The organism is Mesorhizobium sp. M4B.F.Ca.ET.143.01.1.1 (assembly GCF_004792275.1).
Lineage (GTDB): Bacteria > Pseudomonadota > Alphaproteobacteria > Rhizobiales > Rhizobiaceae > Mesorhizobium > Mesorhizobium abyssinicae.
On sequence record NZ_SRSR01000010.1, the window covers coordinates 19,273 to 41,844 of the forward strand.

20 protein-coding genes and 2 pseudogenes are annotated in these 22,572 nt (G+C 61.5%); 6 read left to right on the forward strand and 16 right to left on the reverse strand.

Annotated features, from left to right (window positions below; genetic code table 11):
* Positions 1-24 precede the first annotated feature (24 nt).
* The 3 genes from nirK to EN786_RS23145 all read right to left on the reverse strand — a co-directional run bounded on the left by nirK (position 25) and on the right by EN786_RS23145 (position 3,161).
* Entirely contained in the window at positions 25-1,134 is a 1,110-nt protein-coding gene (gene nirK, locus EN786_RS23135) for a copper-containing nitrite reductase (protein ID WP_127308709.1), read from the reverse strand.
* Positions 1,135-1,372: 238 nt separating this feature from the next.
* Complete coding sequence (locus EN786_RS23140; RefSeq protein ID WP_127308710.1) at positions 1,373-1,819, reverse strand: pseudoazurin; 447 nt, start codon at positions 1,817-1,819, stop codon at positions 1,373-1,375.
* A gap of 142 nt (positions 1,820-1,961) precedes the next feature.
* Positions 1,962-3,161, reverse strand: coding sequence for an NnrS family protein (locus tag EN786_RS23145; RefSeq protein ID WP_127308711.1), 1,200 nt, complete (start codon positions 3,159-3,161; stop codon positions 1,962-1,964).
* A 186-nt stretch (positions 3,162-3,347) separates the two neighbouring features.
* Here EN786_RS23145 and EN786_RS23150 point away from each other — a divergent pair, with 186 nt between their 5' ends.
* Positions 3,348-4,052 carry a Crp/Fnr family transcriptional regulator gene (locus EN786_RS23150; RefSeq protein WP_127284776.1) on the forward strand — a complete coding sequence of 235 codons (705 nt, stop codon included), beginning with the start codon at positions 3,348-3,350 and terminating at the stop codon, positions 4,050-4,052.
* Here the strand turns inward: EN786_RS23150 and EN786_RS23155 are convergent.
* Both EN786_RS23155 and EN786_RS23160 read right to left on the reverse strand, forming a co-directional pair.
* Entirely contained in the window at positions 4,049-4,264 is a 216-nt protein-coding gene (locus EN786_RS23155; RefSeq protein WP_127284777.1) for a DUF1858 domain-containing protein, read from the reverse strand. The genes EN786_RS23150 and EN786_RS23155 overlap by 4 nt on opposite strands.
* 345 nt (positions 4,265-4,609) lie before the next feature.
* Positions 4,610-4,763: pseudogene (locus tag EN786_RS23160) on the reverse strand (FAD-binding oxidoreductase); the annotation flags it as partial.
* Between the two features lie 708 nt (positions 4,764-5,471).
* Here EN786_RS23160 and EN786_RS23165 point away from each other — a divergent pair.
* Positions 5,472-7,223: an adenylate/guanylate cyclase domain-containing protein gene (locus EN786_RS23165; RefSeq protein ID WP_127308712.1), complete on the forward strand. Its 1,752-nt coding sequence runs from the start codon at positions 5,472-5,474 to the stop codon at positions 7,221-7,223.
* 257 nt (positions 7,224-7,480) lie between these two features.
* On the opposite strand, the gene EN786_RS23170 is transcribed toward EN786_RS23165, so the two are convergent.
* Genes EN786_RS23170 through EN786_RS23190 form a run of 5 tightly spaced genes read right to left on the reverse strand, consistent with a single transcriptional unit; the run spans position 7,481 to position 12,875 of the window.
* The gene (locus EN786_RS23170) at positions 7,481-8,512 is read right to left on the reverse strand and encodes an extracellular solute-binding protein (RefSeq protein ID WP_127308713.1); all 1,032 of its coding nucleotides are present in this window, start codon (positions 8,510-8,512) and stop codon (positions 7,481-7,483) included.
* Between the two features lie 25 nt (positions 8,513-8,537).
* On the reverse strand, positions 8,538-9,344 hold the full coding sequence (locus tag EN786_RS23175) for an ABC transporter permease (RefSeq protein WP_127284784.1): 807 nt from the start codon (positions 9,342-9,344) through the stop codon (positions 8,538-8,540).
* Positions 9,334-10,260 carry an ABC transporter permease gene (locus EN786_RS23180; protein WP_127284780.1) on the reverse strand — a complete coding sequence of 309 codons (927 nt, stop codon included), beginning with the start codon at positions 10,258-10,260 and terminating at the stop codon, positions 9,334-9,336. Before EN786_RS23180 ends, EN786_RS23175 begins: the two co-directional genes overlap by 11 nt.
* Positions 10,244-11,389, reverse strand: coding sequence for an ABC transporter ATP-binding protein (locus EN786_RS23185; RefSeq protein ID WP_127308714.1), 1,146 nt, complete (start codon positions 11,387-11,389; stop codon positions 10,244-10,246). The genes EN786_RS23180 and EN786_RS23185 overlap by 17 nt, the downstream gene beginning before the upstream one ends.
* Before the next feature lies 1 nt (position 11,390).
* Positions 11,391-12,875: an amidohydrolase gene (locus EN786_RS23190; RefSeq protein ID WP_348642246.1), complete on the reverse strand. Its 1,485-nt coding sequence runs from the start codon at positions 12,873-12,875 to the stop codon at positions 11,391-11,393.
* Between the two features lie 331 nt (positions 12,876-13,206).
* Here EN786_RS23190 and EN786_RS23195 point away from each other — a divergent pair, with 331 nt between their 5' ends.
* Positions 13,207-13,938: a GntR family transcriptional regulator gene (locus tag EN786_RS23195; RefSeq protein ID WP_127282681.1), complete on the forward strand. Its 732-nt coding sequence runs from the start codon at positions 13,207-13,209 to the stop codon at positions 13,936-13,938.
* 133 nt (positions 13,939-14,071) lie between these two features.
* Positions 14,072-14,968 (forward strand): aminoglycoside phosphotransferase family protein, encoded by an 897-nt coding sequence (locus tag EN786_RS23200; RefSeq protein ID WP_187331230.1) that lies wholly within the window; start codon positions 14,072-14,074, stop codon positions 14,966-14,968.
* A gap of 66 nt (positions 14,969-15,034) precedes the next feature.
* Here the strand turns inward: EN786_RS23200 and EN786_RS23205 are convergent, their stop codons facing one another.
* Complete coding sequence (locus EN786_RS23205; protein WP_127308715.1) at positions 15,035-15,949, reverse strand: LysR family transcriptional regulator; 915 nt, start codon at positions 15,947-15,949, stop codon at positions 15,035-15,037.
* Between the two features lie 93 nt (positions 15,950-16,042).
* Between EN786_RS23205 and EN786_RS23210 the strand changes: the two genes are divergently transcribed.
* Both EN786_RS23210 and EN786_RS23215 read left to right on the forward strand, forming a co-directional pair.
* Positions 16,043-17,071 carry an NAD(P)-dependent alcohol dehydrogenase gene (locus tag EN786_RS23210; RefSeq protein ID WP_210212270.1) on the forward strand — a complete coding sequence of 343 codons (1,029 nt, stop codon included), beginning with the start codon at positions 16,043-16,045 and terminating at the stop codon, positions 17,069-17,071.
* 157 nt (positions 17,072-17,228) lie between these two features.
* Positions 17,229-17,588: pseudogene (locus EN786_RS23215) on the forward strand (TetR family transcriptional regulator C-terminal domain-containing protein); the annotation flags it as partial.
* A 37-nt stretch (positions 17,589-17,625) separates the two neighbouring features.
* Here the strand turns inward: EN786_RS23215 and EN786_RS23220 are convergent.
* From EN786_RS23220 to EN786_RS23240, 5 genes are read right to left on the reverse strand one after another with little or no spacing between them, the layout of a single operon-like run.
* The gene (locus EN786_RS23220; protein ID WP_135908901.1) at positions 17,626-18,360 is read right to left on the reverse strand and encodes a ribonuclease activity regulator RraA; all 735 of its coding nucleotides are present in this window, start codon (positions 18,358-18,360) and stop codon (positions 17,626-17,628) included.
* Positions 18,361-18,383: 23 nt separating this feature from the next.
* The gene (locus EN786_RS23225) at positions 18,384-19,547 is read right to left on the reverse strand and encodes a mandelate racemase/muconate lactonizing enzyme family protein (protein ID WP_127390794.1); all 1,164 of its coding nucleotides are present in this window, start codon (positions 19,545-19,547) and stop codon (positions 18,384-18,386) included.
* Positions 19,548-19,578: 31 nt separating this feature from the next.
* Entirely contained in the window at positions 19,579-20,676 is a 1,098-nt protein-coding gene (locus EN786_RS23230) for an ABC transporter ATP-binding protein (RefSeq protein WP_127308719.1), read from the reverse strand.
* A 10-nt stretch (positions 20,677-20,686) separates the two neighbouring features.
* Positions 20,687-21,577 (reverse strand): carbohydrate ABC transporter permease, encoded by an 891-nt coding sequence (locus EN786_RS23235; protein ID WP_127308720.1) that lies wholly within the window; start codon positions 21,575-21,577, stop codon positions 20,687-20,689.
* A complete protein-coding gene (locus EN786_RS23240; protein WP_127308721.1) occupies positions 21,574-22,521 on the reverse strand; it encodes a sugar ABC transporter permease in 948 nt (315 codons plus the stop codon). The genes EN786_RS23235 and EN786_RS23240 overlap by 4 nt, the downstream gene beginning before the upstream one ends.
* Positions 22,522-22,572 lie beyond the last annotated feature (51 nt).

The following is a 22,572-nucleotide window of genomic DNA, read 5'->3' on the forward strand; positions in this document are numbered from 1 at the left end:
TGCACCGAGGTTCCGATCTCCCGACTACGAAGCGATGACCCTAGGCGCCTCGATCTGCATCATCAGATCGTCGTCCCAGCTGCCGTCGACCGTGAAGTGCGCGGTCGCGCCAAGCTCCACCGCCTCAATGAGATTGTGGTTCACATAGGCATAGACGCCCGGCTGCAGGAACGTGTAGAGCGCCGCCCCAGCGGACCCGCCACGGATGAACCAGGTTTCCATGTCCTTGGCCGGCGGGTTTGCAAACTTGCCCCCTTCCCAGACGAAGTCGCCATGGCCGCCGATAAGGTGCGGGCGGGTGTCGCGATTGGCCTGCGAGTGCACGATCAGGACAGTCTCGCCGACTTTGGCCTTCATGGCGTTGTCGCCGGTCAGCGATCCTGCCTTGCCGTTGAACACGACATGGGTCGGGATCAACCCGCGCATCACCTTCACGGTGTCGTCATAGTTGTCGCCGGCCGACTCGTACTTCTTGAATTTTCCCTGCTCGTCGCGGGGGATGTAGAAGTCGTTCTCGCCGATATAGTAGATGCGGTCATAGCGGACGGTCTTGCCCTTGTCGTCCTTCAGGCCGTCACGCGGCAGCACCATCACGGCTCCGCTCATCCCCGACACGACATGCCACGGGATCATCGCGCCGCCCGGCGCGCAGTGATAGACGAAGGTTCCCGTTCGCGTTGCCTTGAAGCGCAGCGTGACCTGCTCGCCGGGGTTGATCAGCGTCAGCGCACCGCCGCCTAGCGCGCCGGTCGCCGCATGGAAGTCGATGTTGTGGGCGAGACTGTTGGTGTCCGGGTTGATCAGTGTGAGCTCGAGATAGTCACCCTCATGCACGACCATGAGCGGGCCAGGGATGGAACCATTGTAGGTCATGGCGTTGAGCTGCGTGCCATCGGCATCGATGACCATCGGCTTCTCTTCGACATTCATGGTGAATTCGACGACCTTGGGGCCCCCCTTGGCCACCTGGTCGTGAGCATGCACGAAGGGCGGCGCGACGAGGATCACTTTCTCGCGCGGCAACCCGGCTACATCCTTCGGCTTGGCGGCTGCCATGGCCGGCGTTGCGCCAACGGCGGCAACGGCGGCTGCGGTGAGAACAGAACCCAATAGAGCTTCACGTCTCGTAAGCATCGTCATCTCCTTCGATTGCAACGGTTGAATGCCGTGAGGATAATTGATTTGCAGGCCGCGTCTTTGCGTTTACGCAAATCTCAAAAGAGAAGCCGGGTTGCTCTTGGAAACAGAGCGAGATCACGCGCTCCCAGGAAAATCACGGATGTGACGGAAATGGCCGGACAGACCCCTCCCTGGTCTGCCCGGCCAGTGCCTCCAGCCCGCCATTGCCGGAGGCAGTCCAAGAGATGTCAAATCAGTTCGAAGCAGCCTTGGTCGCTTCGGCGAAGAGTTCGGCAAAGACGGGCTTTGCCTTGCCAACCTGCTTGACGGCTTGCGCCGCATCGAGGTTGACCGGCTTGCCGACGACGATCAGTGCAACCATGCCCATGCCGAAGTGCGGGGCACACTTGACGCCATAGACGCCCTCCTTGGTAAGCGTCACGGTTACTTCTTCGCTTGGCTTGCTCTTGAAAGGCTCGGCGCCGTCCGGGATCATGTCCTTGATGCTCTCGGCGTTGTGGGATTTGTCGGTCGGCACGAACTTGACCGTGTCGCCGGGCGCCGCGCGGACAAAGGCAGGCTGGAAGACCATGGAGCCTTTCTCTCCTTTGTTCAGCATCTGTACGACGTGTTCCGCGGCATTGACCGGGGCAACGACAGACAGCAGGGCGATCGCTGCGGCAATCAGAGGCAGTTTCATTTGGAAGTCCTTTCTTGAAGTTCATCACGGCATCGACCGTCGTTGATGCTTGTAAGCTGCCGCGCGGCCTGCGATTTGAGCTGGCGCAGATTGGATGATGAAAAATGACTGGCGGAATCGAGCGCCAGCCGGTCGGCTTTTTTCAGCGAGCGTCCTTGCCACGCGCATGCAGACGCGGCTGCATTAGAATGCCGCCAAACTGGACTGCATAGCCGACGAAGGCGGCCACCCAGAGCACAGCTGAGACATGAAGGAAGATTGAGTAGGAAGGCGCCATGGAAGCCGCCACGCGCAAGATGGCAGCTATGACGATGGCACCGAAAACCGCGCATGTCGCGCTATTTGCTCTCAATTCTCGGCCAGTGTGGCCGAAGGTGGTGCGCGTCATGACGGCAAGCGTCATACAGGCGATCGCGCCCACCGCCAAGGCGTGAATTCCCGCCGCCATTGGGATGGTCTCCGGGGCGAAGGCGGACAGCCCGGCAAGCAGAAGTCCAACCGGTACAAAGACGAATGCGATGTGCAGGATCACAAGCAGGGGGTCGGACAGCGTCCGGGTGCCCGCCCAGCGGGCGAGTCGGACAGCATTGAAGATTGCGCCTGCGATCAGCAGAACGCCGGTACCCTTTGCTTCAGGATAGACGGTCCACGCCGCAAGCCCCGCCGCGGAAAGCGCGATCGTCCCAACATCGTATCTGCCAAAGGGTGTCGGGAGCCGTCCCGGCTTTTCGCGAACCAGCCAATTGCGGGTGAAGCTCGGTATGATGCGGCCGCCGATAACCATGACGAGAATGACGACCGCTCCCAGGCCGAGGCGGCGGCTCGTATCGGATATCCCGACGAAATGGGCTTCGACATGAAACAGGACATTTGCCACCAGAAGGGTCGCGACCGGCAACAGCACCTTGAGGTTCCGCCAGTTTCGACCGGCGATGATTTCCGCCGCTGCTGCAACCACTACGGCAACAAGAAATGAGCAATCTATTACTGCGCTCAGGAGCCAGCCGGTTTCCTGCGAGAAGAACACGGCGACCCGGCCCGCGATCCAGATCGATACCAGCAGGGCCAAGCGGAAATCCTGAACCGGCAGTCGTCCCGTCCAGTTCGGGATTGCGGTAAGCAGGAACCCGGTAATGACTGCCGTCAGATAGCCAAAGAGCAGTTCGTGGATATGCCAATCCACAGGCACAAACAGGCTAAGCGTTGCAAGCTTGCCGTAGTAGAGAGGCAACCACATAAGAATGGCGAGGCCGGCCTGCAGCGAGCCGAGTAGAAAGAAGGGCCGGAAGCCATAGGAAAGAATTGCAGGATAAGCGCTTGGCTGTGTCCGCGGAATTGCCATGATATGCCTCGCCGGGCAGGGATGCCCTCATTGTTCTTCTATCCTATGTCTGACGGGTGCAATTTGCCCCAGCGCAAACAATGCCAGGATCGCAGACGACGGCGAACAGATGGCATCACTTGTCGATGGGCGGTCGTCCGTGACACAGTCTGGAATCGGATTGTTGAAGCCGGGGAGGAATGGCAGTTGGCAAGCCTCGATCGATCGCTGATTGCCGGGTTGTTGGTCTTCGAGGGCATGACTACCGCGGATCTCGATCGAATAGTCGGGCAGGCGAAGTCGATGCGGATCGCTCGGGACCAGCCGGTTTTCGAGCAGGAGCAGGAAGCACATTCCTTTTTCCTACTGCTGGACGGCCACGTGCGCGTGGTGAAATCGACGCCCGACGGTCATGAGGTGACGGTGCGCTACATAAGTCCAGGAGAACTGATGGGCATCGCTTATGCGCTTGGCCGCACCACCTATCCAGCGAACGCAATCGCCGCCGTCGATTGCGTGGTTCTGGCCTGGCCAAGCCATCTCTGGCCGACATTCGCTGCCAGTTTCCCGAGCTTCAGCGCCAACACCTACAAGGCTGTCGGCACAAGGCTCCAAGATGCCCATGCGCGTGTCATCGAGATGGCCACCGAGCAGGTGGACCAGCGCGTCGCCCATGCGCTGCTCAAGCTGGTCAAGCAGACTGGCAAGAAGACCGTAGAAGGAATTCTCATCGACTTCCCCATCTCACGACAGGACATTGCCGAGATGACGGGCACGACACTCCATACGGTGAGCCGGCTGCTGTCGGCATGGGAAGACCAGGGATTGGTCAAAAGCGGGCGTCAAAAGGTGACCGTAGTCGAACCTCACCGGCTCCTTCTGATCGCGGAAGGCCGTGCCGAGAAAAGCTAGTCGGGGTCGGAATTCTCTATCGCCGCCTGCAAATCACTATTGAGTTGTTCCTCGTCCAGATCGTGCTCCCGTGCTGCGTCGGAAACGGTGTGGAACGAAGCAATCGGGCAGCCGACGCAAAGCATGCCGTGCTGTAGCAGGACCCGGACGGCGGCCGGCGACCCGTGCATGATTTCGTCCATCGTCGCATCGTCGTTGATCTTGCTTTTCATGCCGCTTGCTCGCGTCTTGGAAGCGGGTATCTTGCATCCTCTTTCCGGGAGGCTCGTTGCGCTGAGACAAAGAGCAAGCAGCTTGCTGCACCCCCTCGCGTCTGAACTACGCAGATCGTCGACCGCGTCAGAAACGGCTTGGCCGTCCCAATGGTTACGAAGCGGTTCGCCAAAATTCATTCAGGAAGCAGATCCGGCCACTCAGCGACCGTTTTTCCTCCACGCAATGGCAGCTTCGCGCCTGATATCGGCCGATGCGGTAAGGTTTGGCGTTTCCCAAAAGAGGTCATTGCTACCGGCCTTGGGGAGGCCAATTGTGATCAATTCAGATCGCTGGGCCGCGCCGCTGAAGCGATCGATCCTGAAATCATCGAGCGGCGTTTCGTTACGACCGGTCGTAATGAGTTCGGCCATGGCATCGCCGACGGCCGGACCGAGTTGGGCCGTGTCCGCAGAAGCCGAAGGCGTGGAACAGTCCCGGCGTCGTCGCCGAGCATCCATGACCGGCAGCCTATCCCGCACATCCCTCGCAGTACTCCTCCTGATACTTGGATTCGCCAGGCCATACGAGAGAATACGAAGGAAAGGGTTGGCTAACCACCCGCTAACGTATTGATTTTCTGTAGAAAACGATGGCCCTCCAGCCTGACATGACCATTGATTTCGCACGCGAAAAATGCGTCAATCTGGGGCGTGACGGTACTCTCTCCAACGGCCAAGGGCGCAGGCGGGCGCTACAAGGTGGCGTAAAATTGGCCGACTGCTGCCGATAGTTGCCGAAACCTCAAAAAATTTTTGCGGCATTTTTTGTCTTTGAAATTAATAGCGTAATTTTTTTACGGCCTTCATGCCGGAATTGTAGCAGACCAGGAAATATTGGGCAGTAATTTCAATGGGTTATACGCCAAGTAAATAATCGAGTGGGAGTAGGGGTCAGCGTAGTCTGGAGTGCTCCATAAATCCGCTTTTGTGCAAGAATAAACGATAGCGGAACGTTCAACCTCCAAGGTCTGATGTCGTGAGCCGACCCCAAGTCGCCCTTCGGCAGCATCCGCGATCGGACCACAAACCACGCCATGTGAGGAAGCCAAAAGGACGTGGTGAGTTGATCGCTGCTGGCGTCGGCACTGCACGCTCGCATTCGCGGTAGGACTAGCATACGCTCGCCGTGCCGAAGCTTCGACCTATGGGCAGGCAGGACACAGGCATGGAGCGACGCCTCACCGCAATTCTTGCTGCCGACGTCGTCGGCTACAGCCGCCTCATGGGAGCCGACGAGGTTGGCAGGCTTGCACAGCTGAAGAGGCTTCGCGCTGAAGTGATCGAGCCCAAGATCACAGCATCGCACGGACGCATCGTCGGTTCCGCTGGCGACAGCCTTCTTGTCGGATTCGCCAGCGCAGTCCACGCGGTGCAGTGTGCGGTCGAAGCCCAGGAGGGTTTGGCCGCTCTCAATGCAAGTTTGCCCGAAGACAAGCGCATGACTTTCCGCATGGGAGTGAATTTGGGCGACGTGATTGCACAGGACGATACGATCTACGGTGATGGCGTGAACATCGCCGCGCGGCTCGAGAAGCTTGCAGAACCTGGCGGCGTCTGCGTCGCGAGCAACGTCTACGAGCAGGTCAAAGGCAAACTGGACTATGCCTACACCGACCTCGGCAGCCATCAGGTCCACAACATCGTGGAGGCGGTGCGCGCCTATCGGGTCAGTCGAGCAAAACCCACTTCGGCATTCTCGACACGGGACACGCTGACGCTTCCCGAAAAACCGTCCATCGCGGTCTTGCCATTCGACAACATGAGTGGCGACCCCGAGCAGGGCTACTTCGCTGACGGCATGGTTGAGGAGATCATCACCGCGCTGTCCCGGACGCGCTGGCTGTTCGTCATCGCGCGCAACTCGAGCTTTACCTACAAGGGGCGGGCAGTGGACATCAAGCAGGTCGGACGCGAGCTTGGTGTGCGCTACGTGCTTGAAGGGAGCGTGCGCAAGGCGGCGAGCAGGATTCGCATCACCGGGCAGCTTATCGACGCGACAACGGGAGCACATCTATGGGCCGACCGTTTCGACGGCGGGCTGGAGGACGTTTTTGACCTGCAGGAGGAAGTCACCCGCAGTGTCGTTGGAGCGATCGCTCCGAAGCTGGAACAGGCAGAGATCGAGCGGGCCAAGCGCAAGCCGACCGAGCACCTTGACGCTTACGACTACTATCTGCGCGGGATAGCAAGCCTCCACCAGTTGACCAGGGAATCCACCGCAGACGCCCTTCAGTTGTTTTACAAAGCCATCGAACTCGACCCTGAATTTGCCTCGGCATACGGCATGGCCGCCTGGTGTGCCGTCATGCGCAAGGCCAACGGCTGGATGACGGATCGCAAGCAGGAAACCGCCGAAACCGAGCGCCTGGCTCTGAAGGCCGTGGATTTGGGCAGGGATGACGCGATCGCTCTTTCCCGCGGCGGGACCGCGCTCGCCTACGTCGTGGGCGACAATAATAGCGGGGCAGCGTTCATTGATCGCGCGCTTGCGCTCAATCCGAACCTGGCTACCGCGTGGCTATTCAGCGGCTGGGTCAGGGCCGACCTCGGCGATACGGAAACTTCGCTCCGGCACCTGGCGACCGCGATACGCATGAGCCCAGTCGACCCGCTCATGTTCGACATGCAGAATGCGGTTGCGGTGGCTCATCTCTTCGCTGGTCGATTTGAGGAGGCATCATCTTGGGCTGAAAGGTCGTTGCGGGAAAAGCCCGACTTTTTGGGGTCGTTGCGCTTTGCCGCTGCAAGCTATGCTCACGCGGGCCGAACCGAGGATGCGCAAAAAGTGGTGAGCCGAATGCTCGCCCTCGATCCCGGCCAACGAATTTCCAATCTCGCCGACGTCGTTTCAACTAGCCGTCCGGCCGATATGGCTCTGCTTGCAGAAGGTTTGCGAAAGGCGGGGCTGCCGGAATAGCGCTGTCAGGCTGGCGCATCGATCGCGAGTTGGTAGTTATGACGTGGGCAGCCTGGTGGCACGATGTCGCCGCCAGATAGCAACCAGATCCGTCATGTCGGCGGCCCTCGCGACCAATGGGGTTGGGGTTTCGATTAGCCCAAGCGGCGCAGGCGATCGCTCATTGGCTGGAAGTCACGTGTGCCTGCCAGGGGTCCCCGGATAATTGAGATTCGGGGGCTCCGGCGGAGAATGGGTCTCCGCCGGAGCACGCAACATCACTTCATCAGGTCGGTCCAGATACGGGTATAGAGTTCGTCGACCTCGGCGGGGCAGACTTCCTGCCAGCCGCCGGCGGCAATGTACTCCGCCGGAATGTTCAACTCGGGCGCGGCCTTGATGTCGTCGCGCATGAATTGGGTCGAGCCCTTGATGCCGTTGGCATAGGTCGCGAAGTTCGAAATCAGGGCCGCGTTTTCAGGCGCCATGATGAAGTTCAGGAACTTCTTGGCATTGTCCGGATGCGGCGCGTCGGCGAGAATTGCTACGCTGTCCATGAACAGCGAATAGCCTTCCTTGGGGAAGCCGAGCTTTATGTCGGCATTGACCTGCCGCGCCCGGAATGCGGCGCCATTGTAGTAGAGCTGGGCCAGCGTATCGCGGCTGTCCATCTTTTCGATGCCGTAATCCATCGAGACCCAGGACTTCTTGGCTTCAAGCAGCTTGTCTCGAACCTTCTTCAGCAGCGCCTTGTCTCCGGTGCACCAAGTGCCGCCCACGTACCGGATGGCGGCATAGAGAACATCGTTCTTCTCGGGCACGACATTGATCTTGCCCTTCAGTTCCTGCGGCGGATCGAGCCAGATTGCGCTGGTGTTGATGTCACCCTTGTAGACGGAAGTGGCAACGACCGGCCCAGTCATACCCCACTGCCACGGCACAGAGTAATGACGGCCCGGATCCCAGCTGACATTCACCCAGCGTTCGTCGACATTCTTGAAATTCGGCATCTGGTCGGGCCGCGATTCAAGGAGGAGCCCCTCTTTGATCCAGATCGGCACGAAATTGGCCGACGGAACCACCATGTCGAAACCCGAGCCGCCCGCCCTGACCTTGGACAGCGCGGTATCGTTGGAGTCGTAGTCCGTCACCGTGACCTTGATGCCGGTTTCCTTCTTGAATTTTTCCAGGAGTTCCGGGCTGGTGTAGTTGCCCCAGTTGTAGAGGCTCAATTCTTCCTCCGCGAGGGCCGCTGAACTTGCTGCCGCGAGCAGCATCGCCGATGTCAGCGCCGTCAATATGGATCGCATGCTTGTCACTCCTCTGTAAGGTTGCTTATTTTTTGCGGTTGATCAGATGCACGGCCGTCACCAGAAGGATCGAGGGCACCAGAAGCATGGTGGCGGCAGCATTGACTTCGGGGGTCATGTCTCGACGGATCTGACCCAGCATGTAGGTCGGCAGGGTTTCCTGTCCGCCGGACTTCACCAGATCGGTGATGACGACATCATCGAGCGAAATGACGAAGGCCAGCATGAAACCCGCTACGATGCCGGGCGCCAGCCTCGGAAGCGTCACATGCAGGAACGCCTTCCACGGATCCGCATAGAGATCGGCTGCCGCGGTTTCGAGGGTCAGATCCATGCCTTCCAGCCGAGCGCGGATCGGCAGATACGCAAACGGGATGCAGAAGGCCGTGTGCGCCAGGACCAGATAGCCGGTGCCCGAGTAGCCGGTTGCCGACTTGACTGCGGCGAACACGATCAGAAGCGAGATGGCCGTTACGATTTCAGGAACGATCAGAGGCTGGTTGATCAGGGCGTAGGAGACCAACTGCCCGCGATAGGCGTCGGTTCGGGTCATGGCAATGGCAGCCATCGTGGCCATGACGGTCGCCAGGACGCCGGCCACGGTGGCAAGAAACAAAGAGAAGAGGGCTGCGTTAATGATCAGGTCGTTGTGCCAGGCCTTGACGAACCAATCGAACGAGAAGCCGCCCCAGACGCCGAGCGAGGAGGTCGCGTTGAAGGCGAACACGACGAGGATGAGGATCGGCAAATAGAGAGCGACGATCGCCAATCGCGCAATGATGCTGAAGCCTGGCTGCGCCTTCAAATCGAATGCGTGCTGACTAGCCGCCATGCGCATTCTCCTTACCCGAACTTCCGCGGATGTAGATGATGAGCGCCACTGTCACGATCACCAGGAGGCAGATGGACAGTGCTGCCCCGAGGGGCCAGTTTCGACCCTGACCGAACTGCAGTTCGATCAGGTTGCCCATCATCATGTTCTTTCCCCCGCCCAGGACGCGCGGCGTCACATAGGCGCCGATTGCGGGGATGAAGACGAGGATCGATCCGGCGATCAGGCCCGGCTTGCAGGAGGGGATGACGATATGCCAAAGCACCTTTGAGCGCGTCGCATAAAGATCGTACCCTGCCTCAACAAGGTTGAAATCCATCCGCTCGAGGCTCGCATAGATCGGCAGCACCATGAGCGGCAGGTAGACGTAGACGAGCCCCAGGAGAACCGCCCCGTCCGTGAAAAGCATCTGCATGGGCTTGTCGATCAACCCGGCCCAGATGAGGATGTTGTTGACCGGCCCCTGATTGGACAGGAGGCCCATGATCGCGAAGGTGCGGATCAGAAGATTGGTCCAAAAGGGGATCGTGATCAGCAGCATCCATTGGGACCGGACCTGCTCGGGCCGGGTGGCGATGTAATAGGCGGTCGGGAAGCCGATGAGCAGCGTGGCCAGCGTCGCTACCAGTGCCAGTTTGATGGAACGCCAGAAGATGATGAGATTGGCGTCGGCCAGTACGAGCGTGTCGTCAAAGGGATCCCGCTCCACAAAGACATTCGTCCAGCCGTCGAGGCTGAAGTGACCGAGCGCGACCCCGCCGAAGGCACCCTTTGCCATCACCGAATAGACAAGCATCACTGCAAGCGGCCCGACAGAGGCGATCACGATGGTCGCTAGCGCCGGCGCCTTGAGCAACCAGCGGCGCCGGCCTTCGGCGGTTCGGCGTGTGGCCGCCATCTCAGCGATGCTGGACATGGTCGCCTCCGAGCAGCCGGGCGCTATGGCTATGGATTCGCAGCCATACCTGTGTGCCGGACGTCCTGATTTTCTCTTGTTCCGGGCTGTTGGTCAGGCGGGCCGTGAAAGTCGAACCGTCGTTCAGGCGCAATTGAAGGCGGGTGTCCGTCCCAACGAAAACCTCGTCCTCGACGACTGCAGGAATGCAGTCCGATGACGGGGAGTCGAGGACGTCGACATGTTCCGGGCGGATCAGGACCTGAACCGTCCCGTCGCCGGAAGTTCCGGCTTTGCCGTAGGCGGTAGCGACAGCGCCAGCAATTCTGACCTGGTGAGCATCCGCAGCCGCCTGCCCGACAAGCCGGCCGCTCAGAATGTTCGATTCGCCGATGAAGTCGGCGACGAACCTGTCCACCGGAGCGTTGTAGATTTCCCGTGGACGGCCAACCTGGAGCACCCGTCCACGGTTCATGACGGCAATGCGATCGGACATTGCCAGGGCCTCCTCCTGATCGTGCGTCACGAAGATAAAAGTGATGCCGGTTTCGGTTTGGAGCCGCTTCAGTTCGACCTGCATTTCCTTTCTCAGCTTGTAGTCGAGGGCCGACAACGGTTCATCGAGCAAAAGCACTTCCGGTTGCGGAGCCAGAGCGCGGGCCAGGGCGACACGCTGCTGTTGCCCGCCGGAGATTTCACTGGTCCGCCGGTCGGCAAGCGTTTCCATCCGCACGAGTTTCAGCATCGCGGCCACGCGATCCACGCTCCGGGACTTCGTCCAGCCCAGCATTTTCAGTCCGAAACCGATGTTCTCGGCGACAGACATGTGGGGAAAGAGTGCGTAGTTCTGGAAAACCGTGTTGATGGGCCGCCGAAACGGCGGAAGCGCCGCAATGTCCTTGCCGCGGAGCAGGATTTGTCCATTGGTCGGAAAGTTGAACCCGGCGATCAGCCTCAGAAGGGTCGTTTTTCCGCAGCCGGACGGACCCAGCAACGTAAAGAACTCGTTTTCGGCAATGTCGATCGACACATCGTCAAGCGCCAGAAAGGCCGAAGCGCCGGTCCCATAACTCTTATGCAGGCCGATCGCCTGGACCGCCAGGCGACGATCGGCGGTTTGCGGCTGGATGGGTTGGGACAATGCCAGCATATCAGGCCTCGAAGGTCACGCGACCGCCGCAGACGGTGAGTGCGGGTGAGAGGGTGTTGATCTCCTCGGGTGAAACGGCCTCGATATCGCCGGATAGGAGGACAAAATCGGCGAAATGACCGGGTTTGAGTTGTCCCTTCCGGTCCTCCGCGTGTTCGGCATAGGCGCCTTCGATCGTGTAGGCCGCAATCGCCTCGTGGACGGTGTAGCTCTGGTCTGGCAGATGCGGCGCCCAGGGCTTGCGGTTGACGGCCGCGTGGATGCCAGCCAGGACATCAATTCGCGCCACCGGCCAATCCGACGCGAAGACAACATGGGCTCCCGCCTGCTTTAAGGTCCGCCAGGCATAGGCAAGCGGCCAGCGATAGGGCCCGATGCGGGTCTTGGCCGGTTCAAGCGGGAAATCCATCACGCCTGGGGGATGCGCCGGCTGCATGGATGCGATCGCGCCAAGGGCAGCAAAGCGCGGAATGTCGGTGGGCTGGATGACCTCGATGTGCTCGACCCGGTGGCGCGCGTCCCGCGGGCCATTGGCCTTCACGGCGGCTTCATAGCCGTTCAGGACCGAGCGCACCGCGCCGTCGCCGATCGCGTGCACGGCGATCTGCAAACCGCGCCGGTCCGCCTCGATCGCCATTTCCGTGAATTGGGCCTGGGTGAAGAGCGGTTCCCCGGTGAAGTCGGGCCTGTCAGCATAGCCGTCGACGAGATAAGCGGTGTAGCCTTCGATCACGCCGTCATAAAACGCCTTCACGAGACCGGAATTCAGCCAGTCTCCGCGATAGTCGTCATTCATGCGGGACGCCTTTTCCAGCATGGCCACCGTCATGAAGTTCTTGAAATGGAAGGGAACCTTGACGCGGCAGAGCAGGGCGCCCTGTTCCTGGATCTCGGTGAGCAGTTCCAGCGTGTAAAGATTTCCGTCCATGTTGTGGATCGACGTGATCCCGTGCCTGGCGCACCAGGCCAGGGCGGCTTTTATGGATGCCCGGTCCAGCGCCCTTTCCTCTGGCGTTGGCGGTTCGGGCGGCTCGCCTCCCGTGGAAAGCCCCAGCGACGAACGAAAGGTGCCGGCATAGACATTGACCGGTCCGAAGGCCTCGACTTCGCGCAGTTCGCCGGTGGCGAGGGCGTCCCCGCCCATGACCACCTCGTTGCCGGGCCCCAGTGCCTTTCCATGGAGAAGCCCGACTTCCTTGAGCAGTATGGTATTCGCCCACATCGTGTGATGGTCGAAGGCCACGAAGGCCAGCGGCCGGTCATCGAGAATGCTGTCGAGGAAATGCCGGTCGATCGGCCTGCCGTCGAGCATGTCGTAATCGGCACCTTGGCAGAAAAGGACCTTCGCCTCCGGATTTGCCGCCGCGTGAGCCCGCACTTTGTCGCGGATCGCGGCTTCACCCTTCGTGCCCGTCAGCAACAGGTCATTGAGGATGGCGCCGCCGCCAAACACATGCATGTGCGCTTCGATGAAGCCCGGCAGCACGCTTCGGCCGGCAGCGTCGATTATCCGCGTCGAATTGCCGGCAAGCGGCAGCACTTCGGTTGCGTCGCCAACAGCGAGGATTCGTCCGTTGGCGATTGCCATCGCAGAAGCCGTCGCCGGGTCGGGTCCATGGTCAGAATTCTTGCGTTCGTGACCACCATGTCTGCTTGCATCAATGACGTTCCCCCAGCCTGCCCAATTCCCCTTTCGGGTAGGGCAGCAATTGACTACGCTTTTTGCATACTTTGTTGTATACAATATGCGCTTGCGAATGCGCGAGTCAACCGGTACCTATTTGCCGCGTTGACGCCAGCCGGTGTTAGGAGCCCCGATGAACGACGTTGCCCGCGGCCATTTGCGTCAGTCGACCTATGAATCGATCAAGGCGATGATCGTGACCGGGCAGCTGTCACCGGGTAGGCGAATTACGGAACTCGAGCTCGTCGAACAGCTTCAGGTCAGCCGGACGCCGGTGCGCGAGGCGCTCAATCGATTGGAGCGTGACGGGCTTGTGGTCGAACGTCCCCGCACCGGATTTGCGGTGGTTCAATTTGACGAGACGATGCTTCGGAATGTGTTCGACATCCGGGCTGAGCTGGACGCCTATGCGACGACCTTGGCGATCGCCCGCATCACCCTCGATGAAGTGGAGCTGCTGCGCGGCTTGGTCGCGGACTGCGAGCGCCTGGCGCAAACCGATTCGGCTCCTCGCGCCCGGCTGGAAGAGATGCAGACCGGCATGGAAATCCATCGCGCAATCGCGCGATTTAGCGCCAACGCCATGCTCGCGGAAATGCTGAACGGACTTTTGGACAAGTGCCAGGTCTATGTCTGGATGGAGTTGACCCAGTTGAACGACTGGAAGGCGGCGCGTGACGACCATCACATGATCGTTGAAGCGATCGCTGCCGGGGACGCCGACACGGCCTGCCGCGAATCCCGCCGTCATATCCGGCAATCGAGGGATGGCATCCTGGACCTCATGCTCAGGCAGCGCGATCTGCGCGACCTGTATCTATCCCGGACCGAGGAGTTGCAGACGCGGCCGGGTCTGGCTGTTTAGGCTTCGCAAAATTGACGTTTCTGCTGGTGTCATCTGCCGGGACATCTGGCGCTGTGTGACGTGGCGGATGCGGACATGCCATCGACGCTTGTCCCGCCATTCGGCGAAGAATTGGCAGGGAGACGCCAGCACCATGATGCACTCGGACCAGATCCATATCGATGCGGATATCGTTCGCGCGATGGTCTTCGACCAGTTCCCGGAGCACCGCCACGAGAAGATCGAGCAGCTTGGCGCGATCGGTACGGTCAATGCAATCTTCAGGATCGGATCGAGTGTAGCGGCAAGATTCCCGCTGCGTGCGATGGCGCCTGTCGAGTGCGCCAATATGCTGCGCAACGAAGCCGCGGCCATGACCGAGTTTGCCGCGCATTCTTCGGTTGCCTGTCCTCGACCGCTCGGGCTTGGTCAACCGGGCCCGCTCTATCCGCTGCCTTGGGCAATGCAGAGTTGGATAGAAGGTGACGTTGCCACGCACGATGGGCTTGCTGCTTGCGCGACCTTCGCACGCGACATTGCCAGGCTGATTGCGGCGCTGCGGGCAGCGACCACGGATGGACGTCGTTTTGATGGGCAAGGGAGGGGCGGCAGTCTTCCGGACCACGACGAGTGGATGTCGATCTGTTTCAACAACAGCGAGGGTCTCCTGGACGTGTCTCGGCTCCGTCGCATCTGGGCTCGGCTGCGTGAACTGCCGCCGTCCGGTCCCGACGTTCTGGGCCATCGCGATCTTATTCCGGCCAACCTGCTGGTGCGTGGGGACCGCCTTGTTGGTGTGCTCGACTGCGGCAGCTTCGGACCGGCCGACCCGGCCTTGGATCTTGTCGCCGCATGGCATCTTTTTGATCGCAGTCGGCGCGAAACCGTGCGTGCCCATCTTGGATCAAGCCAGCTCGAGTGGCAGCGCGGAGCGGCATGGGCCTTCCAGCAGGCGATGGGCCTGGTCTGGTACTATCGGAGCACCAACCCCGCCATGAGTGCGCTTGGCCGCTCGACGCTCTCCCGCATCATCGACGATCTGGAAATCTGATCCGAACCTGGGCGTCGTTCGGGCCTAAGTTCCTTCACAAGCGCAGGGAACCTGCGTAGCGGCAGCTCATGACCGCTCGTGCAGCAAGGCGGCGTGGGCGACCAATGCATCGATGATCACGCGCATGCGCGGCGGTACGACGCGGCCGGCGCTCCACAGCAGGTGGATGGGGGCAGTGTCCACGGCCGAGCTCATCAGCACTGGCACCAGCTCGCCGCGACGCAAGCTGTTGCCGGCGAGCCAGTCGGGCAGGAAGGCAATGCCGCAGCCGGCGACCGCCGCCTGCAACAGCGCATCGCCGTCGCCGATCATCAGCCTGGCTTGCGGCTGGTAGAGCATGGTTCCGTTGCCATCGGGCAGTGGCCATGGGTTGATGAAGTCGCGCCGGCCGTAGACCAGCAGCGCATGCTGGGCCAGCCCTTGGATATCGGCGGGTGTCCCGGCCGTGGCCAGGTAGGCGGGGCTGGCGCACAACAGCGAACGCTGCGTGCCCAGCCGTCGGGCGGTCCGTGAGGCATTGTCCGCGAGAGGGCCGAGGCGCACGGCGAGGTCGATGCCGTCGTCGACAAGGTCGGCGCGGTGGTCATCGAAGCCGATCTCGAGCCGGAGCGCCGGATGGTCCTTGGCCAGCCCGAACAGCACCGGCGCCACCCAGCGGCGGCCAAAGGCCAGCGGCAGAGCTAGCCGCACCACGCCCGCCGGCGCCTGTCGCCCGGCGGCGATGACGTCCTGTGCCTCGCTGAGCCCCGCAAGCGCGCGCCGGCAGGCCTCGTAGTAGATCTCGCCGTCGGCCGTCAGGCTCAAGCGGCGGGTTGTCCGGTTGAGCAGGCGCACGCCCAGCCGCTGCTCGAGCTGCAGCACCTTGCGACCGACGGCCGATTTGGTCAGGCGTAGCCGCGCCGCCGCTGCGGTAAAGGTGCCCGCATCGACGGCTTCGACGAAGGCGAGGGCGCCCCCAAGGCTGCCAGCTATGAGGCTCATTGTATATCCAATCGCAACGATCTTCCGACAAATTCGCACCATTGTAGCTGAATGCGCGATGGTAATACAGGCCGACAGGGTTGGAGATGCGCAATGGATGACATGACTGAAGCCTGGCGCATGACCGGGTTTGGGCTCGACAAGCTGGTACGCGGGGCGGTGCCGTTGCCGTCGGTCGGCCGGCGCGCGCTGTTGGTCGCGGTGCGCGCGGTGGCGCTCAACTTCAAGGACCTGCTGTTGATCGATGGCAAGTTGCCGGCGATGTCGCTGCCCTTCGTGCCGGCGTCGGACGCGGTGGGCGAGGTGGTCGCCATCGGGTCTGAAGTGACGCGTTTCCGCGTCGGCGACCGCGTGTTAGGGCAGGTGATTGCCGACTGGGCCGACGGCGATGGGCCGCCGGTGTTGCACAGACAGACGCTGGGGTTGTCGCTGCCGGGCGTGCTGGCGCGCCACGTCGTGTTCGGCGAGGACGCCGCCGTGCCGGCGCCGGCTTCGCTTGGCGACGAGGAAGCAGCGACTTTGCCAATCGCGGCGCTCACCGCCTGGTCGGCGTTGGTCGAGTCCAGACGGTCGCGGCCGGGCACGACCGTACTTATCGAAGGAACCGGCGGCGTGGCGCTATTTGCACTGCAATTCGCGCTGGCCTTCGGGCAAGTCCCTATCCTGATGTCGCGCCACGCCGACAAGCTCGAACGCGCCCGGATGCTAGGGGCAAGGCTCTGCGTCGACGCCGGCGCCAACCCCGACTGGACCGCACAAGTGCGGACGCTTACGGGCGGGCGCGGGGTCGACCATGTACTGGAGCTGATCGGCGGCGCCAATCTGCGGCAATCGATCGAGACAGTGGCAGCCGGCGGACTTGTATCCCTCATCGGCCAACTGGCGGGTACCGAGCTGTCCGTGCCGACACCGGTGCTGACGCGCAACCGCATTACGCTGCAGGGCATCGCCACGGGCTCGCGACGGCAGTTCGAGCGCATGAATGTGGCAATCGAGGCGCTGGGCGTCAGACCGGTGATCGATGCCGTCTATCCCTTCGAGGCGGTCCACGAGGCTTTCGAGCACCAGCGGCGCGGGCCGTACGGCAAGGTCGTGGTCAGTCTGGGCCAAATGCCGAGCTAGACAGGCATCCCACCCTGATCGTTTTCGCGACGCCGTTGCAGAGCTTCCCTTACCGCGCGCACGACATCAGCGTTGTCGGGAAAGTATCCCTTGCGCCTCGATGTCACGACCTGACCGGCCACCGCGACCTGGAATACGCCCCCTTTGCCGCGCTGGTCTTGCGCCCCGGCAACGACTGCTGCGGTACCTGGACATCATCTCGGATCGGCTCGCTGCCGATGGCTATGTGCGGGGCTGTCTGATCGGCGACTTCAGCCTGGAGGTGGTCCAGGAGAGCGAGCCGCTGCGCCAACATCTCGTCGCGATGTACCGGGAGTGGCTTCAGCCCTTTAGCGACTGCATCGCGGAGGCCCAGGCTGCCGGGGAAATCGACAGCACGTTCGCTCCACGGGATCTGGCGGAGTTTCTTCTTGCCTCCTGGGAAGGCGCGATCCTGCGCATGAAAGTGGAGCGTTCCGGCGAACCGCTCCGACGGTTCAAGGACATCGCCTTCGCTACCGTTTTTGGTCCGCCATAATTTTCCGATTTGACACTAAGGGGTGGCAAGAACGTCTTCAGGATCTGGCTTTTCGCCACTCCTCGTACTCTCCGCGGGCATCCTCATGCAGCGGATAATAGCGTTGCAACGACCCGCCCTGCATGAGCTTTTCGCGCGAGAATTCCTCCCAATCGTGATGCTTCTGCGCCTCTTCGATCACCTTCGCGGCCATTGCGACGGGAACCACCACCACCCCGTCATCGTCGGCAACGATGATGTCGCCGGGGATCACCGTGACATTGCCGCATGCAATCGGAACGTTGACGGCATTGGGATAGATGCTGGTCTGCACATGGTAATTGGGCGTCCAGCCGCGCAGCCATAGGGGCAGATCGAGCTTCTCGACATTGGGCCGATCGCGCATGCACCCGTCGATGACGATGCCAGCGCCGCCTCTGCCCTTGAAATAGGTCGACATCATATCGCCGAAGACACCCGAACTCATGTCACCGCGCGCGTCGACCACGACCACATCGCCCTCCTGAGCGTGGTAGAGCACGTGCCGGTGCAATTGCGTCTCCGGATCGGCATATTCTCCCTCGTTGAAGAGGTCGGGCCGCTGCGGCAGGAACTGCAGCGTCAGCGCCGGGCCGACGATCGACTTGCCGTGGTTCTGCGCCACCGGACCGACCATATGCGGATTGCGGAAGCCCATGTGACCAAGCGTGCCGGCAACGGTCGCGGCACCGATCTCCCTCAGCGCGTCGATCAGGTCCTTGGACGGCCGGGTGATGTCGGGGCTATGCGTCATGGTGGACTCCGGTTGACGTTGCGCTACCAGTTCGTGACAGAACCATCGCGGCGCTTGAGGTGGGGTGCTTCCCAGAAACGGAAACTCTGCGCCTGGATCGCCGCCTCGTTGATCTCGACGCCGAGCCCCGGCAGATCGCTGACCGGATAGTCGGGGCCGTCGAGCTGTGGTTGCACCGGGAAGAACTCGGAACTGTCGAAGCCCAGCTTTCTTTCCGGCGCCCTGGTCTCGAGCCAGGCGAAATTCGGCACTGCGGCGGCGAGATGTATGGTCGCGGCGGTGCACACCGGACCAAGGGGATTGTGCGGCATCAGGTCCACATAGTGCGCCTCGCTCCAGCCCGCGACCTTCATCGCTTCGGTGAGCCCGCCGACATTGCAGACATCGAGCCGATTGAACTGATGGATGCCGCGCTCGATGTAGGGCAGGAATTGCCACTTGCTGGCGAATTCCTCGCCGATGGCGAATGGGATGTCGGTCATCGTGCGCAGGGATTCGTAGGCCTCCGGCGTCTCGTCCCGTATCGGCTCCTCCAGGAAATCAAGCACGCCGCGGCCGAGCTTGTTGCAGAAGCTTGCCGCCTCGGCCACCGACAGCCGATGATGGTAGTCGATGCCGAGCACGAGGTCGTTGCCCAGCGCCTCGCGCGCCCTGTTCAGCATGCTTGCGGTGGCGCCGATCGACTCGCGCGGCTCGAAGATGTCCCTGCTGCTTTGCCCGACGGGAAAGAAGCGTATCGCCTGCCACCCCTGCGCGCGCAGTTCCCCGGCTCGTTCGATGGCGGCTTCGCCCTCGGCCTCGTCTCCGGTCGAGGCGAAGGTCGGGATGCGGTCGCGCTGCTTGCCGCCGAGCAGCTCATAAACCGGCACCCCCAGCGACTTGCCCTTGATGTCGTGCAGGGCGATGTCGATGGCCGAGATGGCCGCCTGCAGGACGCGCCCGCCTTCGAAGTACTGGCTGCGATAGATCTCTTGCCAGATCCGGCCGATCTGCATCGGGTCACGGCCGATGAGGAACTCGCGATAGTGCTCGATCGCGCCGGCCACGGCTTTCTCGCGACCGCTCAAGCCGCTCTCGCCCCAGCCGAAGATGCCCTGATCGGTCTCGATCTTGACCAGCATCTGGTTGCGGGTTCCCACCCACACCGGATAGGGCTTGATCGCCGTGATCTTCAGCTTCGTGGTCATTCACACTCGTTCCACACGCATCCGCCCTGTCTCAGTTGGCCTCGAGGGCCATCTCCGTTTCGCCGTCGAACAGGTGGATGCGCTCCTGGTCGAACTCGAGCCAGATCTGCTCGTCGGGTGCGACGGCGATGGTGGGGGACACGCTGATATTGATGATCGCGCCGGAGAGGAACGCTTGCACGAAGGTGATGTCTCCGGTCGGCTCCACCGTGTAGGCTTTGGCCGGAATGGCGCCGGGAACGGCGCTCTTGTGCAGCTTGATCGTCGAATGTCGCGCACCGAGCACGACCTTCCTGGTGGTCGCTCCCTGGACCTTGCGCGCGTTGAGTTCCGACAGTGCAAGGCTCCAGCCTTCAGCGCTCGTCAGAGCGGTGGCGCCGTTGGCCGTCGATGCCTCCAGCGGAATGAGGCTCATGGCCGGGCTGCCCACGAAGCTCGCGACGAACATGTTGGCGGGATGGGCGAAAACTTGTGCCGGCGAATCGTATTGCTGCAGATAGCCGCCGTTCATCACGGCCATCCTGTCTGCCATGGTGACGGCCTCCAGCTGGTCGTGCGTGACGTAGACGATCGTCGCCTCGAGGTCCTGATGGAAGCGCTTGATTTCGGACCGCATCTGCACGCGCAGCTTTGCGTCGAGGTTGGAGAGCGGTTCGTCCATCAGGAATACCGCCGGATCTCGAACCAGCGCGCGGCCGAGCGCCACGCGCTGCTGTTGCCCGCCCGAAAGTTCGCGCGGCTTGCGCTCGAGCAGTTGCGTCATGTCGAGCACCCGCGCCGCTTCCCTGACCTTCCTGTCGATCTCGTCCTTGGGCAGCTTGCGCATCTGCAGCGGGAAGGCGAGGTTCATATAGACCGACTTTTGCGGATAGAGCGCGTAGTTCTGGAACACCATAGCGATGTCCCGGTCCTTGGGGTCGAGGTCGTTGACCACCCGGTCGCCGATGAGGATGTCGCCCGATGTGATCGGGATCAGCCCAGCGATGAGGTTGAGTGTTGTTGTCTTGCCGCAGCCTGAAGGGCCGACGAGCGCAACGAACTCGCCGTCATCGACCGTCAGCGAAACCTCGTTGACGGCTTTGAAGCCGCCATAGGTCTTGACGAGATCTTTGAGGACCACGTGGGCCATCGGCAACTCCCTAGTGCTTGACCGCGCCTTCGGTAAGGGCGCGTACGAAGTATCGTTGCAGGACGAGGAAGAGGACCACGACGGGCACGCTCATCATGAAGCTGGCAGCCATCAGACCCGGGAAGTCGGTCGTGTTTTCCGAGAAGAAGCGCTGGATACCGACCGGCAATGTCAGCTGCTCGTTCTTGGAGAGGAAGGTGTACGCGTAGATGTATTCGTTCCATGCGCCGATGAAGGAATAGATCGCCGTGGCGATGATGCCTGGCGCCGAGAGCGGCATCACGATCAGGACAAAGGCCTGGAACCGCGTCGCCCCGTCGATGCGCGCCGCCTGCTCGAGCTGCACCGGGATGTTGTCGTAGAAGCCCTTGAGGAGCCAGATTGCCAGCGGCAGGCCGAAGGTGAGGTAGGTGAGAATGAGCGACCCATGCGTGTTCACCAGCCCGATGGCGCGCATCAGGATGAAGAGCGGCACGAGAAAGATCACCGCCGGGAACATGTTGCGCAGCAATACGGCGAAGAACAGGAAGTTCCGGCCGGGAAACGTGAAGCGAGAAAACGCGTAGGCCGCGGGAACCGCCACGATCACCGAAAGGATGGTCGTGGCTGTGGAGACGAAAAGGCTGTTCCAGAAGAAGCGGAGGAAGTCCTGGCCGACGCTGTTCTGCGGATCGAGCAGCTTCTGGTAGCTGGCAAGGGTTGGTTGGTCAGGCCACCATTGCGGCGGGAACTGCATCGCGGCGAAGCCGGACTTGATCGAGGTGAGCAGCATCCAGATCATCGGCAATGCGGTGTAGAGCAGCATGAATATGAGGAAGATACGCCCGCCCCATCGCCATCCGTCGATGCTCGCACGTCGACGGGCCTGACCCAGGCGGGCTGTCTCGGCGATCGTGCTCATGCGCCTGCATCCTTGCGTTCGTTTCCGCTTAGCGCGCGGACGTAGAAGTAGCCGAGCGTCATCAGGATGAGGAAAAGAAGCACCGAATAGGCCGATGCCACCCCCCAGCGCTGCCGGCCGAAGGCGAGCTCATAGATGTGGGTGATCCAGATGTGCGATGCGTTGGACGGCCCGCCGCCGGTCATGATCCAGGGGATGATGAAGGAATTGAAGTTGGCCACCGCCAGCAGCAGGATCGTCACCGTGGAGACGTTTCTCAAATGCGGGAAGGTGACGTGCCAGAAGCGCTGCCATGCATTGGCGCCGTCGACTTTTGCGGCGCGCAACAACTGCTCGGGGACTGTCTGAAGACCGGCCATCATCATGATCATGGCGAACGGAAACTCCCGCCAGATATTGACGACGATCAGGGAGGGCAGCACCGTGCTGACGCTGTCGATGAAATTCGGCGGCCGATCGGCCAATCCGAGGCCGACCAGTACCGCGCCGATGATTCCAAAGTCCGAATGGTAGATCCACTTCCAGATATAGGATGCGGCGACCGCGCTGATGACCCAGGGAATGATCAGGATGGCGCGCAGCACGCCCCGGCCGACAAACTCGCGATGGAGCGCCAGCGCGCAGGCAAATCCCAGGACAAAGGAGATGAAGGTGGATGCCAGTGTCCAGATAAGGGTGTTGGAGGTGACCTTCCAGAACACCGGACTGGTGAGGATGGCGGTGTAGTTGCCGAAGCCGACGAAGATCTTGTCGCGGAGCTGCAGGCCAGGTGGCGTGTTGAAGAACGACAGCTCGATCGTGTAGTAGATCGGATAAGCGATGACGATCAGCATCACGGCAATCGCAGGAAGCACGTACGCGTAGTCAGCGCGATGCTCCCAAATCTTGCCCGGCAGGGGTCGCAATCTTCGCCGAGCCCCGGTCTTTCCGGCCACGATCGTCACTTTGGCGTGCCCTTGTTTTTCGGAGCGAACCGGCCGCGCGCTCGGCGCAGC

What these genes read in the sequence shown, in the direction of transcription:
- EN786_RS23200 (WP_187331230.1), top strand. Translation starts at nt 14,072, where the DNA reads ATGATGCACTCGGACCAGATCCATATCGATGCGGATATCGTTCGCGCG.
- EN786_RS23170 (WP_127308713.1), bottom strand. Translation starts at nt 8,512, where the DNA reads ATGCGATCCATATTGACGGCGCTGACATCGGCGATGCTGCTCGCGGCA.
- nirK (WP_127308709.1), bottom strand. Translation starts at nt 1,134, where the DNA reads ATGCTTACGAGACGTGAAGCTCTATTGGGTTCTGTTCTCACCGCAGCC.
- EN786_RS23145 (WP_127308711.1), bottom strand. Translation starts at nt 3,161, where the DNA reads ATGGCAATTCCGCGGACACAGCCAAGCGCTTATCCTGCAATTCTTTCC.
- EN786_RS23140 (WP_127308710.1), bottom strand. Translation starts at nt 1,819, where the DNA reads ATGAAACTGCCTCTGATTGCCGCAGCGATCGCCCTGCTGTCTGTCGTT.
- EN786_RS23235 (WP_127308720.1), bottom strand. Translation starts at nt 21,577, where the DNA reads ATGAGCACGATCGCCGAGACAGCCCGCCTGGGTCAGGCCCGTCGACGT.
- EN786_RS23210 (WP_210212270.1), top strand. Translation starts at nt 16,043, where the DNA reads ATGGATGACATGACTGAAGCCTGGCGCATGACCGGGTTTGGGCTCGAC.
- EN786_RS23205 (WP_127308715.1), bottom strand. Translation starts at nt 15,949, where the DNA reads ATGAGCCTCATAGCTGGCAGCCTTGGGGGCGCCCTCGCCTTCGTCGAA.
- EN786_RS23165 (WP_127308712.1), top strand. Translation starts at nt 5,472, where the DNA reads ATGGAGCGACGCCTCACCGCAATTCTTGCTGCCGACGTCGTCGGCTAC.
- EN786_RS23175 (WP_127284784.1), bottom strand. Translation starts at nt 9,344, where the DNA reads ATGGCGGCTAGTCAGCACGCATTCGATTTGAAGGCGCAGCCAGGCTTC.
- EN786_RS23185 (WP_127308714.1), bottom strand. Translation starts at nt 11,389, where the DNA reads ATGCTGGCATTGTCCCAACCCATCCAGCCGCAAACCGCCGATCGTCGC.
- EN786_RS23155 (WP_127284777.1), bottom strand. Translation starts at nt 4,264, where the DNA reads ATGAAAAGCAAGATCAACGACGATGCGACGATGGACGAAATCATGCAC.
- EN786_RS23220 (WP_135908901.1), bottom strand. Translation starts at nt 18,360, where the DNA reads ATGACGCATAGCCCCGACATCACCCGGCCGTCCAAGGACCTGATCGAC.
- EN786_RS23230 (WP_127308719.1), bottom strand. Translation starts at nt 20,676, where the DNA reads ATGGCCCACGTGGTCCTCAAAGATCTCGTCAAGACCTATGGCGGCTTC.
- EN786_RS23180 (WP_127284780.1), bottom strand. Translation starts at nt 10,260, where the DNA reads ATGTCCAGCATCGCTGAGATGGCGGCCACACGCCGAACCGCCGAAGGC.
- EN786_RS23225 (WP_127390794.1), bottom strand. Translation starts at nt 19,547, where the DNA reads ATGACCACGAAGCTGAAGATCACGGCGATCAAGCCCTATCCGGTGTGG.
- EN786_RS23195 (WP_127282681.1), top strand. Translation starts at nt 13,207, where the DNA reads ATGAACGACGTTGCCCGCGGCCATTTGCGTCAGTCGACCTATGAATCG.